Origin of the sequence: Microbacterium sp. zg-Y818, assembly GCF_030246905.1 — a bacterium.
In the GTDB taxonomy this organism is placed as follows: domain Bacteria; phylum Actinomycetota; class Actinomycetes; order Actinomycetales; family Microbacteriaceae; genus Microbacterium.
The window spans coordinates 1,557,877-1,579,131 of the sequence record NZ_CP126741.1; the positions used below are offsets into that span (position 1 = coordinate 1,557,877).

21 protein-coding genes and 1 tRNA gene are annotated in these 21,255 nt (G+C 70.3%); 6 read left to right on the plus strand and 16 right to left on the minus strand.

All coding sequences use genetic code 11. From position 1 onward, the window contains the following. Positions 1–10 precede the first annotated feature (10 nt). The 4 genes from rpmF to QNO21_RS07220 all read right to left on the minus strand — a co-directional run bounded on the left by rpmF (position 11) and on the right by QNO21_RS07220 (position 3,534). Entirely contained in the window at positions 11–220 is a 210-nt protein-coding gene (gene rpmF / locus QNO21_RS07205) for a 50S ribosomal protein L32 (protein ID WP_013586329.1), read from the minus strand. A gap of 2 nt (positions 221–222) precedes the next feature. Beyond that, entirely contained in the window at positions 223–717 is a 495-nt protein-coding gene (locus QNO21_RS07210) for a YceD family protein (protein ID WP_257515397.1), read from the minus strand. A gap of 113 nt (positions 718–830) precedes the next feature. After that, entirely contained in the window at positions 831–1,328 is a 498-nt protein-coding gene (gene coaD, locus QNO21_RS07215) for a pantetheine-phosphate adenylyltransferase (protein ID WP_257515389.1), read from the minus strand. A gap of 43 nt (positions 1,329–1,371) precedes the next feature. After that, positions 1,372–3,534, minus strand: coding sequence for an ATP-dependent DNA helicase RecG (locus tag QNO21_RS07220; protein ID WP_257519053.1), 2,163 nt, complete (start codon positions 3,532–3,534; stop codon positions 1,372–1,374). Positions 3,535–3,607: 73 nt separating this feature from the next. Between QNO21_RS07220 and QNO21_RS07225 the strand changes: the two genes are divergently transcribed. Both QNO21_RS07225 and rsmD read left to right on the plus strand, forming a co-directional pair. Further along, a complete protein-coding gene (locus QNO21_RS07225; protein WP_257516376.1) occupies positions 3,608–4,189 on the plus strand; it encodes a 1-acyl-sn-glycerol-3-phosphate acyltransferase in 582 nt (193 codons plus the stop codon). Positions 4,190–4,193: 4 nt separating this feature from the next. Beyond that, positions 4,194–4,757 carry a 16S rRNA (guanine(966)-N(2))-methyltransferase RsmD gene (rsmD, locus tag QNO21_RS07230; RefSeq protein ID WP_257519054.1) on the plus strand — a complete coding sequence of 188 codons (564 nt, stop codon included), beginning with the start codon at positions 4,194–4,196 and terminating at the stop codon, positions 4,755–4,757. A 1-nt stretch (position 4,758) separates the two neighbouring features. Here the strand turns inward: rsmD and thiL are convergent, their stop codons facing one another. Beyond that, complete coding sequence (gene thiL / locus QNO21_RS07235; protein WP_374211410.1) at positions 4,759–5,754, minus strand: thiamine-phosphate kinase; 996 nt, start codon at positions 5,752–5,754, stop codon at positions 4,759–4,761. Between the two features lie 72 nt (positions 5,755–5,826). On the opposite strand from thiL, the gene QNO21_RS07240 reads away from it, so the two are divergent. Continuing rightward, positions 5,827–6,303: a DUF3515 family protein gene (locus QNO21_RS07240; protein WP_257516373.1), complete on the plus strand. Its 477-nt coding sequence runs from the start codon at positions 5,827–5,829 to the stop codon at positions 6,301–6,303. Here QNO21_RS07240 and QNO21_RS07245 read toward each other — a convergent pair. From QNO21_RS07245 to QNO21_RS07275, 7 genes are all read right to left on the minus strand, one after another. Continuing rightward, positions 6,296–7,387, minus strand: a complete 1,092-nt coding sequence (locus tag QNO21_RS07245; RefSeq protein WP_257519055.1) for a D-alanine--D-alanine ligase family protein — start codon at positions 7,385–7,387, stop codon at positions 6,296–6,298. The two genes, QNO21_RS07240 and QNO21_RS07245, sit on opposite strands and share 8 nt — an antisense overlap. After that, complete coding sequence (locus QNO21_RS07250; RefSeq protein ID WP_257519056.1) at positions 7,293–8,423, minus strand: NAD(P)H-dependent glycerol-3-phosphate dehydrogenase; 1,131 nt, start codon at positions 8,421–8,423, stop codon at positions 7,293–7,295. Before QNO21_RS07250 ends, QNO21_RS07245 begins: the two co-directional genes overlap by 95 nt. Next, positions 8,413–9,180, minus strand: coding sequence for a lysophospholipid acyltransferase family protein (locus QNO21_RS07255; protein WP_257515317.1), 768 nt, complete (start codon positions 9,178–9,180; stop codon positions 8,413–8,415). Before QNO21_RS07255 ends, QNO21_RS07250 begins: the two co-directional genes overlap by 11 nt. Next, complete coding sequence (murA, locus tag QNO21_RS07260; RefSeq protein ID WP_374113647.1) at positions 9,180–10,499, minus strand: UDP-N-acetylglucosamine 1-carboxyvinyltransferase; 1,320 nt, start codon at positions 10,497–10,499, stop codon at positions 9,180–9,182. Before murA ends, QNO21_RS07255 begins: the two co-directional genes overlap by 1 nt. Positions 10,500–10,583: 84 nt before the next feature. Then, positions 10,584–11,180, minus strand: a complete 597-nt coding sequence (gene leuD, locus QNO21_RS07265) for a 3-isopropylmalate dehydratase small subunit (RefSeq protein ID WP_257515314.1) — start codon at positions 11,178–11,180, stop codon at positions 10,584–10,586. Between the two features lies 1 nt (position 11,181). Next, positions 11,182–12,639 carry a 3-isopropylmalate dehydratase large subunit gene (leuC, locus tag QNO21_RS07270; protein ID WP_257515313.1) on the minus strand — a complete coding sequence of 486 codons (1,458 nt, stop codon included), beginning with the start codon at positions 12,637–12,639 and terminating at the stop codon, positions 11,182–11,184. Positions 12,640–12,794: 155 nt separating this feature from the next. Then, positions 12,795–13,880 (minus strand): TerC/Alx family metal homeostasis membrane protein, encoded by a 1,086-nt coding sequence (locus tag QNO21_RS07275; RefSeq protein WP_257515312.1) that lies wholly within the window; start codon positions 13,878–13,880, stop codon positions 12,795–12,797. A 220-nt stretch (positions 13,881–14,100) separates the two neighbouring features. On the opposite strand from QNO21_RS07275, the gene QNO21_RS07280 reads away from it, so the two are divergent. Both QNO21_RS07280 and QNO21_RS07285 read left to right on the plus strand, forming a co-directional pair. Next, positions 14,101–14,655, plus strand: a complete 555-nt coding sequence (locus QNO21_RS07280; RefSeq protein ID WP_257519057.1) for an RNA polymerase sigma factor — start codon at positions 14,101–14,103, stop codon at positions 14,653–14,655. Further along, the gene (locus tag QNO21_RS07285; RefSeq protein ID WP_257519058.1) at positions 14,652–15,863 is read left to right on the plus strand and encodes a DUF4349 domain-containing protein; all 1,212 of its coding nucleotides are present in this window, start codon (positions 14,652–14,654) and stop codon (positions 15,861–15,863) included. Before QNO21_RS07280 ends, QNO21_RS07285 begins: the two co-directional genes overlap by 4 nt. Positions 15,864–15,949: 86 nt before the next feature. On the opposite strand, the gene QNO21_RS07290 is transcribed toward QNO21_RS07285, so the two are convergent. Together QNO21_RS07290 and QNO21_RS07295 are read right to left on the minus strand one after the other, a co-directional pair. Next, positions 15,950–17,857, minus strand: coding sequence for a heavy metal translocating P-type ATPase (locus tag QNO21_RS07290; RefSeq protein ID WP_257519059.1), 1,908 nt, complete (start codon positions 17,855–17,857; stop codon positions 15,950–15,952). Between the two features lie 89 nt (positions 17,858–17,946). After that, a tRNA-Glu gene (locus QNO21_RS07295) sits at positions 17,947–18,019 on the minus strand. A 99-nt stretch (positions 18,020–18,118) separates the two neighbouring features. Here QNO21_RS07295 and QNO21_RS07300 point away from each other — a divergent pair. After that, positions 18,119–18,757 carry an MBL fold metallo-hydrolase gene (locus QNO21_RS07300; RefSeq protein ID WP_257519060.1) on the plus strand — a complete coding sequence of 213 codons (639 nt, stop codon included), beginning with the start codon at positions 18,119–18,121 and terminating at the stop codon, positions 18,755–18,757. A gap of 100 nt (positions 18,758–18,857) precedes the next feature. Here the strand turns inward: QNO21_RS07300 and QNO21_RS07305 are convergent, their stop codons facing one another. Beyond that, positions 18,858–19,127: an HPr family phosphocarrier protein gene (locus QNO21_RS07305; RefSeq protein ID WP_257519061.1), complete on the minus strand. Its 270-nt coding sequence runs from the start codon at positions 19,125–19,127 to the stop codon at positions 18,858–18,860. A gap of 21 nt (positions 19,128–19,148) precedes the next feature. Then, a complete protein-coding gene (locus QNO21_RS07310; protein WP_257519062.1) occupies positions 19,149–21,251 on the minus strand; it encodes a PTS fructose transporter subunit IIABC in 2,103 nt (700 codons plus the stop codon). Positions 21,252–21,255: the final 4 nt, after the last annotated feature.

Consider the following 21,255-nt stretch of genomic DNA (forward strand, 5'->3'; position numbering starts at 1 on the left):
CGTCCGCCGATCAGACGTCGGCGACCTTGCGTCCCTTGTACTCCAGGAACAGTTCGGTACCCTGCGAGTCGGTGACGACCTTGGCCTGGTGGGGACGGCTGTAGACGACCTTGCCGTTCTCGATGGTCTTGACCAGCGCGGGGGCTTCGGCCTTCCACTGCGCGCGACGCGAGCGGGTGTTGGAACGCGAAACTTTGCGCTTCGGGGGGTTGCCTGCCATGGCTAGCTCTCTTCTGTGGTCTCGGCGCCGCGGCTGTCAGCCACGTCGTCGTTGGTAAAGGTCTTGAGGGCCGCCCAGCGCGGATCGACGGGTTCGCGGGGCTCGTGCACCGCTTCCGCAGTCAACCGCTCGCCCGTGATCGGGTCGAGCCCGGGACAATCCGGCTGACAGACCGGCTGGAACGGAAGCGACAGGACTATTGCATCCCTGACCAGAGTCTCCGTGTCGACAATGTCGTCGCGCAGCTCGAAGTCAGTCGCTCCCTCCCCAGGATAACCGAAGAGCTCCTGAAACTCGACTTCGACCGGCTGAACGATGTCGGTGAGGCAGCGGCCGCACACGCCGCGGTACAGCGTGTCGGCTTCACCGGTGACGAGGATCCCCTCGTGGACGGACTCCAGACGGACATCCAGGTGCACCGGCTCGCCCTGCTCGACGGTTACGAGCGACTCACCCCAGCGCTGGGGTGCGGCGGCCTCGACCTCGAACTCCCGCATTTCACCGGGACGGCGCACGATGTCCCGGACGGGGAACACGAAGGGGCCGCTGACATGCTTTCTCACCACGGTCCACCATGTTACCGGCGTCGGACCGCGCCGGCGTCGCGTGGTCAGATGTCGCGGGCACCCGTGTCGAGGAAACGCGCGACGGCAGCGGGCACGAACGGCGCGACATCTCCGCCGAGCGCGGCGACCTGACGCACGAGCGAGCTCGACACGAGCGCGTGCGCGGGGTCGGGCAGCAGGAAGACCGTCTCGATCTGGGCCAGGTGCCGGTTGACGATCGCCATCGGCGTCTCGTACGCGACATCGACCTGTGAGCGGATGCCCTTCACCAGCACCCCGGCGTCGACGTCGGTGGCGTAGTCGACGAGAAGCCCCATGCTCCAGGAGGCGACCACGACGTCGCCCTGGATCTCGCTCTCCGCGATGGACTGCTCCAGGAGCGTCAGGCGCTGTGCGATGGGAAGCATCGCCTCTTTGCCCGGGTTGTGCACCACCAGCACGTGCAGCCGGTCGTACAGCGCGGCGGCGCGGCGGATGACGTCGAGGTGCCCGAGCGTCGGGGGGTCGAAGGAACCGGGAACAACGGCGATCCGAGGGTTCATGCCCCCAGCGTATCGCCGTCGGCGGCACGCTCCTGACGCGGGCTCAGCTCTTGGCGAGGGCGGCGCGCTCCTCCACGTCGAGGCGCCGGTCGATGGAGGCGGCCAGGCCCGGGTGTGCGGTGAGTGCCGGATCCTCGGCCAGGACGCGTTCCGCCTCCTCACGGGCGATGGCGATCAGATCGGCATCCTTGACGACGCGCAGCAGGCGCAGGGACGACCGGGCACCGGACTGGGCGTCGCCGAGCACGTCACCCTCCCCCCGCAGCTCGAGGTCGACCTCGGCCAGTTCGAACCCGTCCGTCGTCGCCGCGACCGCCTCCACCCTCTCCCGCGACGGGGTGCCCACGGGCGCCTCTGTCACGAGCAGGCACAGGCCGGGGACCGCGCCACGACCGACGCGTCCGCGCAGCTGATGCAGCTGAGAGACGCCGAAGCGGTCGGCTTCGAGGATCACCATGGTCGAGGCGTTCGGGACGTCGACCCCGACCTCGACGACGGTCGTCGCCACCAGCACGTCGATGTCGCCGCGGGCGAAGGCCTGCATGACAGCATCCTTCTCCTCCCCCGGCATGCGCCCGTGCAGGATCGCCACGCGCAGCTGCTCGTAGGCGGGATGCCGCGCCAGCAGCTCCTGCACCTGCACGACCCCCCAGCGGGTGCGCTCGGGAACCCCCTCTGACGGGCCTGCGGGCTCATCTGCCGTGTCGTCCTTGACGAGCGCCTCGGCGTCGATGGCCGCGCACACGACGAACGCCTGGCGGCCCTGGGCCACCTCTTCGGCGATGCGGTCCCACACCCGCGCGAACCAGCCGGGCTTCTCTGCCAGCGGTGCGACGAAGGATGAGATGCCGGCGCGCCCGGCGGGCATGGTGCGGATGGTCGACACGTCGAGGTCGCCGAATACCGTCATCGCGACCGTCCGCGGGATGGGCGTGGCCGTCAGCACGAGCACGTGCGGCGCGGTTCCCTTGGCACGAAGGGCCTCGCGCTGCTCGACTCCGAAGCGATGCTGCTCGTCTACCACCACGAGCCCCAGGTCGGCGAAGGTCGTCGACGCGCTCAGCAGCGCGTGGGTGCCCACGACGATGCGCGCCTGGCCCGAGGCCGCGCGCAGCGCCGCCTTGCGGCGCTCGGCGGACGTGAGCTGTCCGGTGAGGAGCGTGGGCATGAGCTCGGGAGCCAGGCGGGGGCCGAGCATGCGGGCGATGGAGCGCACGTGCTGCGCGGCAAGCACCTCGGTGGGGGCGATGAGCGCCGCCTGTCCCCCGGTCTCGGCCACCTGCAGCATGGCGCGCAGGGCGACGAGGGTCTTGCCGGAACCGACTTCGCCCTGCACGAGCCGGTTCATCGGCCACGCGCCTTCGAGGTCGGACGCGATGCGGCGACCGACCCTCTCCTGGTCGGGGGTGAGGGCGAACGGCAGTGCTGCGTCGAACTGTGCAAGCAGCCCCCCGGGCGTGGCAGTGCGCGACGTCGCCGACAGGGAGCGCACCTGCTCACGCTGCTGCAGCAGGGCCGACTGCAGCACGAACGCCTCATGCGTTCGGAGGGTCTCCTGGGCCTGGCCGATCTGCTCGAAAGTCTCGGGGCGGTGGATGCGCTCCAGCGCGGTGCGCGCGTCGAGCAGGTCGCGCGCGACGCGGAACGACTCCGGGAGGGGGTCGGGCACCGAGTCGAGCACGTCGAGCACGGTGTCGACGGTCTTCTTGATCTGCCAGCTGGCCACCGTGCTCGTGGCGGGGTAGATGGGGACCGGTTCGGTCGACCGCGCGCGGGCGGCGGTGAGGGCGACGGTGTCGTCCTCGAACAGCTGATAGTCGGGATGGGCGAACTGCTGCGCGCCGCGGTAGATCCCGACCTTTCCCGAGAAGATCCCCCGCCGTCCGGGGGTCAGCTCAGCCGCGCGCCATGCCTGGTTGAAGAACGTCAGCACGAGGGCACCCTGCCCGTCGCTGATGACGACCTCGAGGATGGATCCGCGCCGGTTGCGCATGCGTCGCTCGGTGGCCGAGCGCACCTCGGCGACGATGGTCACCTGCTCGCCCAGCGGCAGCGAATCGATCGGGGTCAGTTCGCCCCGCTTGGCGTAGCGCCGCGGATAGTGAGCCAGCAGATCGCCGACGGTCCGCATGCCGAAGGCGCGCTCCAGCGCCCCGGCGGTCTTGTCGCCCACCGCGGCGCGCAGACGCGACTCGAGCGACACCATGAGGGAGATTCTAGGTCGGCCAGCCGACACCGCCGTTCGCGGACCCACAGCAGGGGCGTCGTACGGTGGACGTGTGATCAGACGTACCCTCGCCCGCAGCTTCTGGGCGCTGAGCCGCTGGCGGCTCGTCACGACGCCCGCACCCGAGCGCCCCAGCGTGCTCATCGGCGCTCCGCACACATCGAACTGGGACTTCGTGATTATGCTCGCGATGGCGTGGCGCCTGGGCATCCCGGTGCGGTGGCTCGGGAAGAAGAGCCTCTTCCGCGGCTGGCGCGGGCCCCTGATGCGGGGCCTCGGCGGCATCCCCGTCGATCGCGACGACCCCCGCGGGGTCGTCGACGACGTCGTGGCCCGCATCCGGGCGGGCGAGGTGTTCGGGCTGGTCGTGACCCCCGAAGGCACGCGAGGGCCGGGTGCCTCGTGGAAGTCGGGCTTTTACCGCATCGCGCGCGAAACCGGCATGCCGGTCACCCTCGGCTACGTCGACCGCACCACCATGACCGCGGGACTGGGCGTCACGATCGAGCTCACCGGCGACGTCGGCGCCGACATGGACCGCATCCGGGCGTTCTACGCCGACAAGGCGGGGCTTCGGCCGCAGAACCGTGCCGAGCCGCGGCTGCGCGACGAGTCGTCGCGGCCGGTAGCGTGAAGTCGTGACTCGGATCATCTCCGGCGCCGCCGGCTCGCTCACGCTCGTCGTCCCCGACGCCGGCACCAGGCCCACCAGCGACCGTGTGCGCGAGGCGCTCTTCAGCTCGCTGGAGGCCGCCGACGTGCTCACCGGCGCCCGCGTGCTCGACCTGTACGCCGGCTCGGGTGCCCTCGGCCTCGAAGCCCTCAGCCGCGGAGCGTCGGCCGTGGACCTCGTCGAGAAGGCACCCAAGGCGGCATCCACCGCGCAGCGCAACGCCGCCGCGGTGGCACGGGCCGTCCGTGCGCCCTCGGTCGCGTGGCGGGTGCACCGCTCCAGCGCCGACGCGTTCCTGCGTGCCGGCAACGACCACTTCGACCTCGTGTTCCTGGACCCGCCGTACGACATCGGCGAAGCGGAGCTGACCCAGACGCTGTCCCTCCTGGTGTCCCGCCTCGCCCCCGATGCCACCGTCGTCATCGAGCGCGCACGCCGATCTCCCCAGCCCGGGCTTCCCGAGGGTTTCGTGCTGGACCGCGACAAGCGGTACGGCGACACCACGCTGTGGTGGGCCACCACGGCCTGACTCAGCCGCTGTGGCGGTCCCAATCGCGGTAGGGGTCCCAGCCGCCTGGGCCGCCGTACGGCGCGTCGTCGACCAGCAAGGATTCCGCCCCCTCGGGGCGTACCTCGCCGATCACCCGGAATCCCTCGGGAAGGGCCGCGTCGGGTGCGAAGGTGGCCAGCAGCGCGTGGTCCTCGCCGCCCTCCAGCGCCGTCACCGGGTCGGTTCCCAGCGCCCCTGAGGTCAGCGCGATCGTCACGCCGGATGCCGCGGCGAGCCGCCGTGCATCCAGGGCGAGGCCATCCGAGACGTCCATCATCGCGGTCGCCCCCGCCGCGGCTGCGTCGGGGCCCGATGCGATCGGAGGCCGTGGGCGCAGCTGCGCCTGCATCGCGGCTGCCTCGCGCCGCGTGAGGTGCGACGTCACGACCGGCACGGCCTCGCCGCTGTCGTCGCGAAAACGGTCGAAGAGCAGCGAGAGTCCGGCGGCTGCCCTGCCGACATCGCCGGCGATGGCGACGACGTCACCGGGACGGGCGCCCGAGCGGCGCACCGGGAGTGCCCCGTCGAGCACGCCCACCGCGGTGACGGCGACGGTGAGGGTGTCCGAGATCGTGAGGTCTCCTCCTTCCACCGCGCACCCGGGCGCGAGTGCGTCGCACGCGGCGCGCAGTCCCCGCGCCAGGTCTGCGACGAAGCGCACGCCGGTCTCGGGCGGCACCGCCAGCGCGACGAAGAGGGCGACCGGACGTGCCCCCATGGCGGCCACATCGGCGAGGTTCACGGCGGCAGCCTTCCACCCGAGGTCGGTGCCTGACGACCACGCCAGGCGGAAGTCCGGACCGTGCACCAGGGTGTCGGTCGTGACGACGACCCGCTCCCCCGGCGCCGCCAGCACAGCAGCGTCGTCACCCGGTCCGACGATGGCCCGGGACGACCCGTCGAGCGCGGCGAAGACCTCCCGCAAGACGGCGCCCTCCCCGGCCGTGGCCACCGTCTGTTCGGGTTCGCTCGTCACCTTTCCACCGTACCGGCCGTGCCTGCGTGGCGACCGGGCAGGGCTCGCCGCGGTCTCGATTACGCTGGAGTGGTGCCCCGATTCCGCCCGTTCGCCGTGCTCGCCGCCGCCGCCGGCATGCTCGTTCTGAGCGGCTGCAGCGGCTCGTCGCTGGCGCTGACCGCCCCCGCCGACGCGAACAATCCGCTGTGCGCCGAGGTCATGGTGCGGCTGCCGTCGTCGATCGAGGGTCACGACCGCCGCTGGACCGACGCGCAGTCCACGGCGGCTTGGGGCGACCCGACGGCGGCGATCCTCAGCTGCGGCGTCCCGACCCCGGGACCCACCGAGGCCCGCTGCATCACGATCGACGGCGTGGACTGGATCGTCGACGAGTCCGACGCGCCGCGGTATCGCATCACGACGTACGGGCGAACGCCCGCCGTGGAGGTCTTCGTCGACAACGAGGAGGTCTCCCCCAACGAGGTGCTGTCGCGGTTCGCTCCCTACATCGTCGACACGCTGCCACGCGATCGGCAGTGCACCGAGACCGCCGAACTGCTCAGCTGACGCGTTCCCGGCCCAGTTCGATCAGCTCGGAGATGAGCCCGGGGTAGGTCATCCCCGAGGCGATCCAGCATGTGGGGAACATCGAGATGGGCGTGAAGCCCGGCATGGTGTTCACCTCATTCACGAAGAACTCCGTACCGGTGTAGAAGAAATCCACCCGGGCCAACCCTTCGCCGCCGAGCGCCTCGAACGCGCGCGCCGCCACCCGCCGCATCTCAACGAGCTCGCCGTCGTGCATCGGAGCAGGGCAGACCAGGTCGACGCCCGCGGCATCGAGATACTTCGCCTCGAAGTCGTAGAAGGCCCGGCCTGTGACCACGATCTCCCCGGGCACGCTCACTCGCGGGGCGTCGCCGTCACGGCCCTGCAGCACCCCGCACTCGATCTCGCGACCCACGACGGCCTGCTCGACGAGCGCACTGGAATCCTCCGCGAGGGCGACTTCGAGCGCGGCATCGAGCTGATCCCAGCTCTCCACCTTCGACACGCCGACGCTCGAACCGGCGCGGTTGGGCTTGACGAACACCGGGAGGCCCAGCGAACGTATCTCACGTTCCCACCGGGAACGATCGCGGCGCAGATCCGCGGCGGACACTCGGCGCCACGGCACCACCGGCACCCCGGCCGCCTGCAGCACGCTCTTGGTGACGTGCTTGTCCATGCCGATGGCAGACATCAGCACACCGCCGCCGACGTAGGGCAGGCCGAGCAGCTCCAGCATCCCCTGAATCGTGCCGTCCTCGCCGAAGCGGCCGTGCAGGATCGGGAACACCACATCGATCTCGCCGAGGCTCTCCTCAGAGCCGTCGGGCCGGACCACCCGCAGCTCGCGGGACAGGGTCGACTCGGGCCAGCGCACCCGTGTGCCGTTGTCGGCGACCTCCGGCAGCGCCCCCTCGGTCAGCACGAAGCGGTCGGGATCTTCCGTTTCGAGAACGAAGGCGCCCTCGCGGGTGATGCCGATGGGGATCACCCGGTAGCGCTCGCGGTCAATCGCCCGCAGCACGCCTCCCGCCGTTGCGCAGCTGATCGAGTGCTCGCTGGAGCGACCTCCAAAGAGCACCGCCACTGCCGGCTTGTTCATTCTGCGTCCTTTCGCCCTGGGGCTGATCGTCGTCGGTGGTCAGATGCGGGGCGATGTCGCGCGGCTGCATGGTGCCGTCGAGCACCATCTTGACCTGCTCGACGATCGGCATGGCGATTCCCGCCTCCCGGGCGAGGTTCAGGATCGGCGCGACCGAACTCAAACCTTCGGCCGTCTGATCCATCTGCTTCACGACGTCGTGGTAGCTGTATCCCTGGCCGAGCAGCCGGCCAGCGGTGTTGTTGCGGCTGAGCGGCGACTGGCACGTGGCGATGAGGTCGCCCAGGCCCGCCAGGCCCTGCAGAGTCTCGGGCTGGGCGCCCTGTGCCACGGCGAAGTCGGTCATCTCCACGAGCCCTCGTGTGATGATCGAGGCCTTGGTGTTCTCGCCGTAGCCGACGCCGTCGACGATGCCGATGGCCACGGCGATGAGGTTCTTCAGCACTCCCCCGAACTCGGTGCCGATCACATCGGTGTTGACGAACGTGCGGAAGTAGCGGTTGCGCGCACGCCGCGCCACCGCCTCGGCTGTCTCACGGCTCGTGGACGAGATCACCGCGGCGGTCGGCTGCTCGCGGGCGATCTCGAGGGCGAGGTTCGGCCCGGATGCCACGGCGATGCGAGCCGGGTCGCAGTGCAGCTCCTGCTCGATGACCTGGCTCATCCGCAGACCCGACCGCTTCTCAACGCCCTTCATGAGCGAGACGATCGGCACGTCGGTGCCGGTGACGAGGGGCCTGAGGGCCTTGAGGTTCTGGCGAGCCGACTGGCTCGGAATCGACAGGTACACCTGGGTGGCGCCGTCGAGCGCCTCGGACAGGTGGTGCGTGGCCGACATGCTGCGGGGAAGGTTGATGCCCGGCAGGTACTGGCTGTTGCGCTTCGCCTCGTCGATCTCGTGCGCGAGCTCCGGCCGGCGCGCCCACATCACCACGTGCGCCCCACCGTCAGCGAGGATCTTGCCGAACGTCGTGCCCCAGCTTCCGGCGCCGATCACCGCCACACGGGGGGCTGCGGCATCCGCTCTACGGCTCAAGGCGACCCGTCTCCTTCTGTCCGTGCTGCGTCGGATCCCACCGCTCGGGCGGCGGCGTCTCGCCGCGCAGCTGTCCCTCGAGCGCGGCGATGCGATCCATCACGACGTCGGTCGCCTCGACCAGCGACGCGTGATGGGCCCCGCGACCCGCGTACGCCGACAGGTCCACCGGGGGTCCGATGAGGATCCGCACCCGCTTGCGCGGCGGCCACAGGCTGAGCTTCCCGTAGCGCGGCAGGATCTTCTGCACACCCCACGTGGCCATGGGGATCACCGGCAGGTCGCCGGACAGGGCCACCCGCACCGCACCCGTCTTGCCGCGCATGGGCCACAGGTCGGGGTCTCGCGTGAGCGAGCCCTCCGGGTAGATGATCACACCCGAGCCCTTGGCGATGAGGTGCTCGGCCGTGTCGATCGTCTGCTTGGCGGTGGCGGCCGAGCCTGCGCGCGCCACGGGAATCATGCCGGTGACGCGCAGCGCCCAGCCGAACACCGGAACGCGGAAGAGCCCTTCCTTCACCAGGAAGCGAGGCGCTCGGCCCAGCCGCCAGGTCGCGACGGCCACGATGACCGGGTCGAACTCGCTGTAGTGGTTGGGCGCGAGCACGTAGGCGCCCTCCATCGGCAGGTTCTCCCCGCCCTCGATCTCGATGCGCGCGAGAATGCCGGCCAGTGGGACGACGATTCCCGAGAGGGGCCAGAAGATGCTGGGGCGGGTCTTCTCGGGCGAGGCGCGGCGACGTGTGCGGGCCACGATCAACCGATGACGTCGAAGTCGGCGCCGAGGGCGTGCAGCTTGTCGAAGAAGTTCTCATACCCACGCCGGATGATCCCGACGTTGTGCACGATGGACTCCCCCTGCGCCGTGAGGGCCGCGATCACGTGGCTGTAGCCACCCCGGAGGTCGGGCACGACGATCTCGGCGCCATGCAGCGGCGTGGGGCCGGTGATGACCGCGGCCTGCTCGAGTGCTCGGCGGGGCACCCGGCGGTACTCGCCCTCGAGGCCGTCCTTGTGCACGACGATGTCGGCACCCATCTTCACGAGGGCATCGGTGAAGCCGAAGCGGTTCTCGTACACCGTCTCGTGTACCACCGACGTCCCCTCCGCCTGCGTCAGCGCGACGATGAGGGGCTGCTGCCAGTCGGTCATGAAGCCGGGGTGCACGTCGGTCTCCACCATGACGGGCTTGAGCGGGCCACCGCGGTAGAAGCGGATGCCGTCCTCCTGGATGTCGAAGGCACCGCCTACCTTGCGGAAGATGTTGAGGAAGGTCAGCATGTCCTGCTGGCGGGCCCCGCCCACGAAGATGTCGCCGTCCGTGGCCAGCGCCGCCGACGCCCACGAGGCCGCCTCGTTGCGGTCGAAGATGCTGCGGTGGTCGTATCCGGTGAGCGTGTCGACGCCCTCGATGAAGATGACGCGGTTGGGCTCGTACGAGATGATGGCGCCCATCTTCTGCAGCACGCCGATGAGGTCCATGATCTCGGGCTCGATGGCGGCGTTGCGAAGCTCGGTCGTGCCCTTCGCCCGCACGGCCGTCAGCAGCACCTGCTCGGTGGCCCCGACGCTCGGGTAGGGCAGCTCGATGTCGGCGCCGTGGAGGCCCTCGGGGGCGGAGAGACGGATGCCACTGGGCAGCTTCTCCACGATCGCGCCGAAGCGACGGAGCGCATCGAGGTGGAAGTTGATGGGACGGTCGCCGATGCGGCATCCACCGAGGTCGGGGATGAAGGCCTGGCCGAGCAGGTGCAGCAGCGGGCCGCAGAAGAGGATCGGGATGCGCGACGAACCGGCGTGCGCGTCGATCTCCTCGAAGTGGGCCGACTTCGCATCACTGGGATCGAACACGAGGCTTCCGGGCTCCTCGCCGTCGTCGACGCGCACACCGTGCACCTCGAGCAGCGACCGGACGACCTGCACGTCGCTGATGTCGGGCACGTCGCGCAGCACGCTGACGCTCTCACCGAGGAGGGAAGCGACCATCGCCTTGGTGGCGAGGTTCTTCGCGCCCTTCACATCGACGCGGCCGACCAGCGGACGACCGCCGCGGATGGCGATCGTGTCCCCCGTCATTCCCTGCGACAGCCCCTCCGGCTCGCTCGCCGCCGATGTGTTCTCGCGGGGAATTGACTTCATGCGGTGGACCTCACTTGGTAGCTACCGGACCGGAAGGGTCCGTGGGCGCCACGCCTCGCGGCGGGCTTCGAACTGTGCGATTGCATCTTCGTCGCGCAGCGTCAGCCCGATGTCATCCAGACCCTCGAGCAGGCGCCATCTAGTGTAATCATCGATGTCGAACGCAAGCTCTAGGTCACCGATCGTGGTAGTGCGAGTCAGCAGGTCCACGGTCATCGTCACGCCGGGCTGAGCCTGCGCGACCGCCCAGATCGCTTCGATGCCGGCCTCGTCGATGACCCCGGTCACCAGCCCCTGCTTGCCCGCGTTGCCGCGGAAGATGTCGGCGAACCGCGGACTGAGCACGACGCGGAATCCGTAGTCGCGCAGCGCCCAGACAGCGTGCTCACGGCTCGAGCCGGTGCCGAAGTCGGGGCCGGCGACGAGGATCGAGGCGTTGCGGTACGCGGGCTGGTTCAGCACGAATTCGGGGTCCTGCCGCCAGCTCGAGAAGAGCGCGTCCTCGAAGCCGGTCTTCGTGACCCGCTTGAGGTACACGGCGGGGATGATCTGGTCGGTGTCGACGGCTGAGCGGGTCAGCGGGGCGACGACGCCGGTGTGGGTGGTGAACTTCTCCATGTCAGACCTCCACTGACTCGAACGCCGGCAGGTCGCTGGGGCTCGCGAGACGCCCGAGCACCGCGGTGGCCGCGGCCACCAGCGGCGACACCAGGTGCGTGCGCCCGCCCTTGCCCTGCCGCCCCTCGAAGTTGCGGTTGCTCGTCGACGCGCAGCGCTCCCCCGGTGCCAGCTGGTCGGGGTTCATGCCCAGGCACATCGAGCAGCCGGCGAAACGCCATTCGGCACCGAAGTCGAGGAAGACCTTGTCCAGCCCCTCCGCCTCGGCTTCCAGCCGCACGCGCGCGGACCCGGGGACGACCATCACGCGCACCCCCTCGGCCTTCGTGCGGCCCTGCACGATCGACGCGAAGGCGCGCAGGTCCTCGATGCGGCTGTTGGTGCAGGAGCCCATGAAGACGGCATCCACCGGCACGTCCTTGAGCGCAGTGCCGGGGACGAGGTCCATGTACTCCAGCGCGCGGCGGGCGGCTGCCTGATCGTTGGGGTCGGCGAAATCCTCGGGAGCCGGCACGACGTCGCTGAGCGACACGCCCTGGCCGGGGTTGGTGCCCCACGTCACGAAGGGCTCAAGGGTGTCGGCGTCGAGGAACACCTCAGCGTCGTAGACGGCGCCCTCGTCGCTCGGGAGAGTCCGCCAGTAGGCGACAGCGTCGTCCCAGTCCTGACCGGTCGGCGCGTGCTGCCGGCCCTTGAGGTAGGCGAAGGTGGTCTCGTCGGGCGCGACCATTCCGGCGCGGGCGCCCGCCTCGATCGACATGTTGCAGATCGTCATGCGCCCCTCCATCGAGAGGGCGCGGATGGCGCTGCCGCGGAATTCGAGCACGTAGCCCTGCCCGCCGTTGGTGCCGATCTTGGCGATCACGGCGAGGATGATGTCCTTCGCCGTGACACCGGGCTTGAGCTCCCCTTCGACGGTGATCGCCATCGTCTTGAAGGGCTTGAGCGGCAGCGTCTGGGTGGCAAGGACGTGCTCCACCTCGCTCGTGCCGATGCCGAAGGCCATCGCACCGAACGCGCCGTGGGTCGAGGTGTGCGAGTCGCCGCAGACCACGGTGATCCCCGGCATCGTGAGGCCCAGCTGGGGGCCCACGACGTGGACGATCCCCTGCTCCTTGTCGCCCAGCGGATGCAGGCGCACACCGAACTCGGCGGCGTTGCGCCGCAGGGTCTCGATCTGGGTGCGGCTGGTGAGGTCGGCGATCGGCTTGTCGATGTCGAGCGTCGGGGTGTTGTGGTCCTCGGTCGCGATCGTGAGGTCGAGGCGGCGCACCGGGCGTCCCTCGGCGCGCAGGCCGTCGAATGCCTGGGGGCTCGTCACCTCGTGCACCAGGTGCAGGTCGATGTAGATGATGTCGGGGCTGCCGTCTTCGCCCTTGACCACGACGTGGTCATCCCAGACCTTCTCGGCCAGGGTGCGGGGGCGATCAGGGATCGTCGTCGGTGCGGGGGTGCTCATTGCTCTGAAGTCTCCTTGCGAACGGGATCAAGCCCACCACCGACTCCGCGACGAGGAAGGGCTCAGAACGAGGCCTCGCCGCGGCCGCTAAGCAGAAGACGAGCGATCCGCACGCGCCCACATTAGCACCGTGCGGACCGCTCGCTCCTCGTGTGTCAGCGCCCGGCGCGGTGGTCCGGCGTCCCCGGGTCCTCGACGGTGGGGGGCGTCACATGCTCCTCGGCGACGGCCGCGGCCGCAGCTTGCGGCGTCGGGGCCTTGCGCTCGCGGGACGAAGCCACGAGGCTCGCGACGGTGGCGACGACCATCGAGGCGATGATGACGCCCAGCGACATCCAGGTGGAGATGTCCGGCACCCACTCGATGTGCTCCCCGCCGTTGATGAAGGGCAGCTCGTTCTCGTGCATCGCGTGGAAGATGAGTTTGACGCCGATGAAGGCGAGGATGAACGCGATGCCGTAGTGCAGGTACTTGAGGCGGTCGAGCAGTCCCCCCAGCAGGAAGTAGAGCTGGCGCAGGCCCATGAGCGCGAAGATGTTCGCGGTGAAGACGATGAACGGGTCCTGCGTGATGCCGAAGATCGCGGGGATCGAGTCCAGCGCGAACAGCAGGTCGGTCATGCCGATCGCGACGAAGACGATGATCATCGGCGTGAAGATGCGCTTGCCGTTCACGACCGTGCGCACCTTGGCGCCGTCGTACTCGTCGCTGATGTCCACGCGGCGGCGGACCAGCCGCACCACGAAGCTCTCCTTCTTCTCCTCGTCCTCATGCTCCTTGCCGGGGAAGGCCTGCTTCCACGCGGTGTAGATCAGGAACGCCCCGAACAGGTAGAAGATCGGCAGGAACTGCTCGATGATCACCGCTCCGAGCAGGATGAAGATGCCGCGCAGGATCAGCGCGATGATGATGCCGACCATCAGCACCTTCTGCTGGTACTGACGCGGCACCGCGAACTGGCCCATGATCAGCACGAAGACGAAGAGGTTGTCGATCGACAGGCTGTACTCGGTCAGCCAGCCGGCGACGAACTGTCCGGTGACATCGGCGCTTCCGGTCACGCCGAAGAGGATGCCGGCGAACGCGATCGCCAGGGCGACGTAGAAGACCACCCACAGCGTCGACTCCTTCGTGGAGGGGATGTGCGGTCGCTTGATGATCAGCAGCAGATCGGCGATGAGGATCGTGAGCAGCACGACGAATGCGCCGATCTCGAACCAAAGGGGGATCTCGAAGCCCATGGGAGCCTTTCGGAGGGTGCGGTGGATGCCGAAAGTCTCTCCCCCGCGTGAAGCGGCGCGCGCCCGGGGCCACTCGATTGGGGCCCGTGATGACGGAGGCGCGAGGACGGGATACTCCCTCTCGTTCGCACCAGGATACAGGCGTGTGCGCGCCAGACCGCGTTTCTGAGACGATCGGCGGTGGGTCGACACTCTCTCGGTGAGAGACGAAAGGGAACGCATGGGCGACGATCGCGACGACGCGGACCTGGTGGCCGCCGCCGCAACCGGGTCGGAGGACGCCTTCCGCGCGCTCTACCGCGCCTACGTGCGGCCGGTGTACTGGCTTGCGCACCGTCTGGTGGGGAGCGCCGCGGATGCCGAAGACGTGACGCAGGAGACCTTCCTCACGGCGTGGCGCAAGCTTCCCGACCTGCAGCTGGCCGGCGACTCGCTGCTGCCGTGGCTCGTGACGATCTGCCGGTTCCAGTGCGCCAACCGGGTGCGGCGCCTGCGCCGCGACCGGGAGCACACCGCCGGCACAGTCGACGAGACCGCGCCGGACACGGTCGACGTTGCGGAGCTCGTGGTCGGCCGCGACGTCGCCGAGCGCATCGTCGCCGCGGTGGCAGGGCTGTCGGCGCTGGACCGGGAGATCTTCCGCCTGTGCGCCGCCGAGGGCCACGCCTACCAGGCTGCCGCCGAGCAGCTGGGCGTGGGCCACGGCGTCGTTCGCAATCGTCTCTCCCGCATCCGCACGAAACTGCGGACCGAACTGGGAACGGAGACCGCATGACCCCGACGACTTCTTCCGGGGCGGATGCCTCCGCGGATCTGCCCGACCTGGACGACCAGACGGTCGCCCGCATCGAGGGCGAGCTGTTCGCGCGCATCCGCCAAGAGCCTCGCGGCGCGGCGGCGGGGCGCGAGGCGGCGCCGGCCGTTCGCGGCGCGACGCCGGCACGCACCGCCCGACAGCGCCGGCGCAGCTGGCTCATCGCCGGAGGCGCCGCAGCGGCGCTGGTGCTCGTGGCGGCCGTGATCGCACCGGGCGTGGGCAATCTCATCCGGGGCGGCTCGGGGACAGACAGCCAGGTGATCGACGGCGCGTGGATGACCACGACCGAAGGCTCGGCCGTCATGCCGGAGGCCGGCGTGGCCGACGGCGACGCCGAGAGTGGGCTGGGCGTCATCGGCGGTGCCGCCGACGGCGGCGGCGACGGTGCGCAGCAACGCGAGGTGATCGCGACCGCCTCGGCGACGCTCGAGGTGGGCTCAGGTGCGCGGGCGGCTGCCGATGCCCTCGAGGCGATCTCGGCTGAGGCCGAAGCGGCGGGCGGCTTCGTGGAATCGCTCAGCCTCGGGCGGGCCGGCGGTCTCGGCGAGAGCGGCACGATCGAGGGTGGATTCGTCGGGGGCCAGTACGGCGATGCCGCGCTGTATCCCGACCCCTCGGCGGTGTCGGACACCTGGATCACGGTGCGCGTGCCGTCGTCGGAGCTGACCGCCACGATCGAGCGCCTCGACGAGTTCGGCGAGGTCACGGCATCCCGCATCTCGCGTCAGGACGTCACGACCGGGGCGGTCGACTTGCGAGCACGGGTGGCATCGGCCGCGGCGTCGGTAGAGCGGCTCACCGCCCTGCTGAACGAAGCCGGCTCGCTGTCGGACTTGATCGCGGCCGAGGACGCGCTGGCCGAGCGCCAGGCGGAGCTGGAGTCGCTGCAGGGGCAGCTGGACTATCTCGACGGGCAGGTATCGCTGTCGTCGCTCACGGTCAGCGTCGTGACCCCCGCGGAGCGTGTCGACGCCGACCCCGCCGGATTCACCGACGGACTGCTGGCGGGATGGAATGGTCTCGTGGCCGCGATGAACGGCATCGTGGTCGCGCTGGGCTTCCTGCTGCCGTGGCTGGCGGTGATCGGCGTGATCGGCGCGGCCGTCTGGCTGATCCGCCGCGCGGTGCGCCGCCGCCGCTCCCCCGCCGCCCCAGCCGCCGACTGACCCGCCCGCCTCGCCCTGGCGCTGGGACGAATCCTGACGGCCGAGACGGCGGGTGCCACCCACGGTCTCGGCCGCGGGTATTCGTCTCACCGGTCGCGCGGCGTCGGCGCCGGCGCGAGCGTCGGCGCGGGCGCGAGGCCGGAGGCGGGCGCGCGCAGGGCGCGGAGGGCGTAGAGGATCGTTGCGAGGTCGACCAGTTCCTGCACGAGGGCACCCACGACGGCGGGGATCACGCCCGTCATCGCGATGAGCATCAGCCCGACGCTCAGCCCGATGCCGATCCAGATCGCGGTGAGGGCGACCCGCAGCGTGTGGCGGCCGATCACGATCGCTTCGACCACGCGCGCGAGCGAGTCGACCGTGATGACGACGTCGGCGGCATCCCCCGCCGCCGTCGCGCCGCGCGCCCCCATCGCCACCCCGACGTCGGCTGCCGCCAGCGCGGGGGCGTCGTTGACGCCGTCGCCGACCATCATCGTGGGGCGCGGGGTGAACGCCCCGACGAGGTGCACTTTCTCGGGCGGAAGCAGGTCGGCGTGCACCTCGTCGACCCCGATGCCGTGCGCGATCGCCTCGGCGGTGGGAGCGGCGTCGCCGGTGAGCATCGCGACACGCTCGACCCCATGGGTGCGCAACCACGCGACCACCTCGCGGGACTCCTCCCGGGCTGCATCTGCGAGCAGCAGCGCACCGGCGAAGCGGCCATCGACCGCGACGTACGCCGCCACCTGGCCCGGTTCGAGCCGGGGGCGCTGCACCCCGTCGGCGACGGTGGCTACGAAGGCGGACTTGCCCACCGCCACCTGCCGCCCCGCGAGCACGGCGGACACGCCGTTGGTCGCGACCTCGCTGGCTTCTCGGGCCGGCAGCAGCTGCAGTCCTCGGGCATCGGCGGCGGCTCGGATGCCGTCGGCGAGCACGTGCGAGGAGTACTGCTCGGCCGAGGCGGCCAGCTGCAGCACCTCGTCGGCGCTGAACCCCGCCGCGGGGAGCACGTCGACGAGCTCGGGACGCCCCGAGGTGAGCGTGCCGGTCTTGTCGAAGCACACCGACCGCACGCGCGCCAAACGCTCGATCTGAGCGCCGCCCTTGACGATGATCCCGGACTTCGCTGCCCGGGACAGCCCGCCCAGGAACGCGATGGGCGCCGCCAGCAGCAGCGGACACGGGGTGGCGAGCACGAGCACCTCGGCGAAGCGGGTGGGATCCCCCGACAGCCCCCACGCCGTTCCCGCCAGCACGAGGGACACGGCGGTGAAGGGCACCGCGAACCGATCGGCGAGCCGGACGACGGGCGCGCGGGAAGTCTGCGCCGCCTCGACGAGCGCGACGATCTGCTGGTACTGGCTGTCGGCGCTGCGCCGCACCGCGCGCAGCCGCACCGCACGGCTGCCGTTGACGGCGCCCGAGAACACCTCGTCCCCGTCCGAGCGGGTCACCGGCAGGCTCTCGCCCGTGAGGGACGACTCATCGAAGGTGCCGGCATCCCCCACGACCACCCCGTCGACGGGAACGACCTCCGATGGGCGCACGAGCAGCAGATCACCGACCTGCACGTCCTCCACCGGCACGTCGCGCAGTCGCTCGTCGCCGGCCGCGGCCGGGAGACCGCCCGGCCCGCCGACGATGTGCGCGGTCCGCGGCGAGCGGTCCAGCAGGGCAGTCAGGTCGCGCTGCGCGCGGCGCGCCGCGAACTCCTCGAGCGCCTCGCCGCCCGAGAGCATCAGCACGATGATGAGCGAAGCGACATACTCCCCCACCGCGAGAGTCGCCACCATCGCCACCACCGCGAGGATGTCGAGCCCCACGTGTCCGTGCAGCACGTCGCGCACCATGCGCACGAGGGTGAGGACGACGAAGACGGCGACGTACCCTGTGGCGACCCAGCGAGCGCCGGAATCGGCACCCGCCGCGGCCAGTGCCAGAACGACGGCCAACGCGATGACTGCGAGGAAGATCGACCCATACCGTGACGCCGTACGCATTGCCGACATGCGGCCAGCCTGCCTGCGGCTCCCTCACGGCGCCAGCCCCGTGGGCAGCGAAAAACCCCCCGGCAGAAACCGGGGGGTTTTTCGTGTTGTGACCCCAGCGGGATTCGAACCCGCGTTACCGCCGTGAGAGGGCGGCGTACTAGGCCGCTATACGATGGGGCCGTTTCGACAACCGTTAAAGTATGCCACGGCTCGCATGACGTGGCCAAATCGAGGCGGGCTGCGGTTGCCGCCGGGCGTGTCGCACGGTTGACTTTCCTCATGCGAGTCACAAAGCACGAACATGCCTGCCTGCGCCTCGAGCGCGATGGAAAGACGATCATCATCGACCCGGGTTCCTTCACCCTCCCCCTGACGGATGTGAAGAACCTCGTCGCCATCGTCCTCACCCACGAGCACCCCGACCACTGGACGCCCGATCATCTGGACCGGCTGACGGCTCTGGCGCCGCGCGTGCCCATCTTCGCACCGGCCGGAGTCGCGGCCGCCGCCCCCGGATACGACATCACGGTCGTCGCCCCCGGTGACACCGTCACGGTCGACCCGTTCACACTGGTGTTCTACGGCGGACGGCACGCGGTGATCCACGAGTCCATCCCGGTCATCGACAACGTCGGTGTGCTCGTCAACGACGACTTCTATTACCCCGGGGACTCCTACGCCGTGCCCAAGGGTGCGGAGGTGCGGCTGCTGGCGGCGCCGGTGGGTGCGCCGTGGCTGAAGATCGGCGAGGCGATGGACTTCGTCCTCGCCGTGAAGCCCCGCCGGGCCTTCGGCACCCACGACATGACGCTCTCCCGCGCCGGACTGCAGATGGGCCGCGCCCGCCTGAAGTGGGCGACGGAGCAGAACGCCGGCGAGTTCCTCGAGCTCGAACCCGGCAACTCGGTCGACCTGTAGCGAGAACCACCGCGCTGACAGCTGCCCGCAGACGACGGATGCCGCGGGGGTGTACCCCGCGGCATCCGTGTGTCCGGCCCTAGCCGGCGTCAGTGGCGTGTCACTGCGCGTCGAGATCCGTCTCCAGCAGCGCGACGAGCTCGTCCAGCGCCTGCTCGGCGCCCTCGCCTTCGGCCTTGAGCGTCACGACCGTGCCGTTCGAGGCACCGAGCCCCATGAGCGACAGGATGCTGCCGGCGTTGAGGTCGGGTCCGCCCTCGACCGCGATGGTGACCGGCACGCTCTTCTCCTGCACCGCCTGCACGAAGAGCTTTGCGGGGCGGGCGTGCAGTCCGGAGCTGCTGGCGATCGTGGCCTGGCGTTCTGCCATGGGGTCCTCCTTGTGGGGTTTTCAAACGGTTGCCGGAACCTGAGCGGCGGGAGCCTTCTCGGCCTCGGCGAACTCCTTCGGCGCGACCCACTTCTTGAGGGCCACGACGACGAGCGCACTCACGACGGTACCTGCCGCCAGCGCCACCAGGAACCCCCAGAAGGGCTCGATGGCGAACCAGACGAAGAGGCCGCCGTGCGGCGCACGCGACTCCACCGCGAACAGCATGCTGAGCGCGCCGGTGACCGCGCCGCCGACCATGGTCGCGGGGATGACGCGCAGCGGGTCGGCTGCGGCGAACGGGATGGCGCCTTCGGAGATGAACGAGGCACCCAGCAGCCAGGCGGCCTTGCCGTTCTCGCGCTCGACCGGAGTGAAGAGGTTGCGCGCGAGCACAGTGGAGGCCAGCGCCATGGCGAGCGGCGGGACCATGCCGGCGCACATCACCGCGGCCATGATCAGGTACGGCGTCGTGTTCGTGGCCGAGGCCGTGCCCAGCCCCGCGACGGCGAAGGCGTACGCGACCTTGTTGACCGGTCCGCCCAGGTCGAAGCACATCATCAGTCCCACGATCACGCCGACCACGACGATCAGCCCGGTGGCGGCGAGGTCGTTGAGGCCGTTGGTCATCTGCTCCATGAGCCAGGCGATGGGACGACCCAGGAAGAGCACCATGAGGCCGGAGGCCACGATGGATGCCAGCAGCGGGATGATCACGACCGGCATGAGCCCGCGCAGCCAGCGCGGCGCGTCGAGCCTGCCGAGCCACCACGCCACACCACCTGCGAGGAGACCGCCGACGATGCCGCCGATGAAGCCGGCGTTCATGAGCACTGCGACGGCGCCCGCGACGAATCCGGGCGCGATGCCCGGCCTGTCGGCGATCGCGAACGCGATGTATCCGGCCAGCGCAGCGACCAGGAAGCCCATCGACGTGTTGCCGATCATGAAGGCGACGGATCCGAGATATTGGCCGAGACCGCCGGCAGGAAGCTCCCACAGGGAGTTCTCGATGATGACGGATGCCGCGTCGTTGCTGACCTCGTATCCGCCGAGCAGGAAGCCGAGCGCCATCAGCAGCCCGCCGCCGGCGACGAACGGGATCATGTAGCTGACACCGGTCAGCAGCCAGCGCTGGATGCTCGCCCCCGCGCCGGGGCGGTCGGCGGTCGTCTGGGTTGACGCGGCCGCGTCGCCCGTGACTCGCTGTGCCTGTGGGTCCTTTGCGGCGGCGACCGCCTCGGCGATCATCTGCGTCGGCTGTTCGATGCCGCGCTTGACGCCGGAGCGCACGACCGGCTTGCCCGCGAAACGCTGCGGCTCGCGCACGTCGACGTCGGTCGCGAAGATCACGGCATCCGCCCGCTCGATCACGTCCTTGGGCAATGCCTTGTACCCGCTGGAGCCCTGCGGCTCGACCACCAGGTCGATCCCTGCCTTCTTACCTGCGGCACTGAGAGCGTCGGCCGCCATGAAGGTGTGCGCGATGCCGGTGGCGCACGAGGTGACGGCGACGATGCGCGCGGGGCGGCCGTCGACGGTGAGCTCGGGCGTCGCGCCGGAGCTCTGCGGAGCGGGGGGAATCGCGCCCTCAGCCTGCGGGGCCGTCGCCGGCGCCGCCGTCGACGACGCCGCAGCCGACGCGCTGACCGGAGTCGGCTCTGCCGCCGCCTCTTCCCCGATCGCGCGGCGGACGATGTGCACCACCTCGTCCGCGCTCGTGGCGGAGCGCAGCGCCGAGGTGAAGTCCTCCTGCATCAGCGAGCGGGCGAGCTTGGACAGGACGGCCAGATGCGCCTCGGCCGCTCCCTCGGGCGCGGCGATGAGGAATACCAGGTCCGCGGGACCGTCGGGGGCGCCGAACGGTACGCCCGGCTTCAGCCGCGCGAAGGCCAGTGAGGCCTGCGTGACGGCGGCGCTCTTGGCATGCGGAATCGCGATGCCGCCGGGCAGCCCCGTCTCGTCTTTCTGCTCACGCGCCCACGCGTCGGCCGCGAGGGCGTCGGCATCGGTCGCGCGTCCCTGTGCCGCCACCCGCGCCGCGAGAGCGTGGATGACGGCCCGCTTGTCGTCGCCGAGCGGTTCGTCGAGGCTGACGAGCTCAGTGGTGATGGTCTCGGTCATGATG

What these genes read in the sequence shown, in the direction of transcription:
- rpmF (WP_013586329.1), bottom strand. Translation starts at nt 220, where the DNA reads ATGGCAGGCAACCCCCCGAAGCGCAAAGTTTCGCGTTCCAACACCCGC.
- QNO21_RS07210 (WP_257515397.1), bottom strand. Translation starts at nt 717, where the DNA reads ATGCGGGAGTTCGAGGTCGAGGCCGCCGCACCCCAGCGCTGGGGTGAG.
- coaD (WP_257515389.1), bottom strand. Translation starts at nt 1,328, where the DNA reads ATGAACCCTCGGATCGCCGTTGTTCCCGGTTCCTTCGACCCCCCGACG.
- QNO21_RS07220 (WP_257519053.1), bottom strand. Translation starts at nt 3,534, where the DNA reads ATGGTGTCGCTCGAGTCGCGTCTGCGCGCCGCGGTGGGCGACAAGACC.
- QNO21_RS07245 (WP_257519055.1), bottom strand. Translation starts at nt 7,387, where the DNA reads ATGAACAAGCCGGCAGTGGCGGTGCTCTTTGGAGGTCGCTCCAGCGAG.
- murA (WP_374113647.1), bottom strand. Translation starts at nt 10,499, where the DNA reads ATGACGGGGGACACGATCGCCATCCGCGGCGGTCGTCCGCTGGTCGGC.
- leuD (WP_257515314.1), bottom strand. Translation starts at nt 11,180, where the DNA reads ATGGAGAAGTTCACCACCCACACCGGCGTCGTCGCCCCGCTGACCCGC.
- leuC (WP_257515313.1), bottom strand. Translation starts at nt 12,639, where the DNA reads ATGAGCACCCCCGCACCGACGACGATCCCTGATCGCCCCCGCACCCTG.
- QNO21_RS07275 (WP_257515312.1), bottom strand. Translation starts at nt 13,880, where the DNA reads ATGGGCTTCGAGATCCCCCTTTGGTTCGAGATCGGCGCATTCGTCGTG.
- QNO21_RS07280 (WP_257519057.1), top strand. Translation starts at nt 14,101, where the DNA reads ATGGGCGACGATCGCGACGACGCGGACCTGGTGGCCGCCGCCGCAACC.
- QNO21_RS07285 (WP_257519058.1), top strand. Translation starts at nt 14,652, where the DNA reads ATGACCCCGACGACTTCTTCCGGGGCGGATGCCTCCGCGGATCTGCCC.
- QNO21_RS07290 (WP_257519059.1), bottom strand. Translation starts at nt 17,857, where the DNA reads ATGTCGGCAATGCGTACGGCGTCACGGTATGGGTCGATCTTCCTCGCA.
- QNO21_RS07300 (WP_257519060.1), top strand. Translation starts at nt 18,119, where the DNA reads ATGCGAGTCACAAAGCACGAACATGCCTGCCTGCGCCTCGAGCGCGAT.
- QNO21_RS07305 (WP_257519061.1), bottom strand. Translation starts at nt 19,127, where the DNA reads ATGGCAGAACGCCAGGCCACGATCGCCAGCAGCTCCGGACTGCACGCC.
- QNO21_RS07310 (WP_257519062.1), bottom strand. Translation starts at nt 21,251, where the DNA reads ATGACCGAGACCATCACCACTGAGCTCGTCAGCCTCGACGAACCGCTC.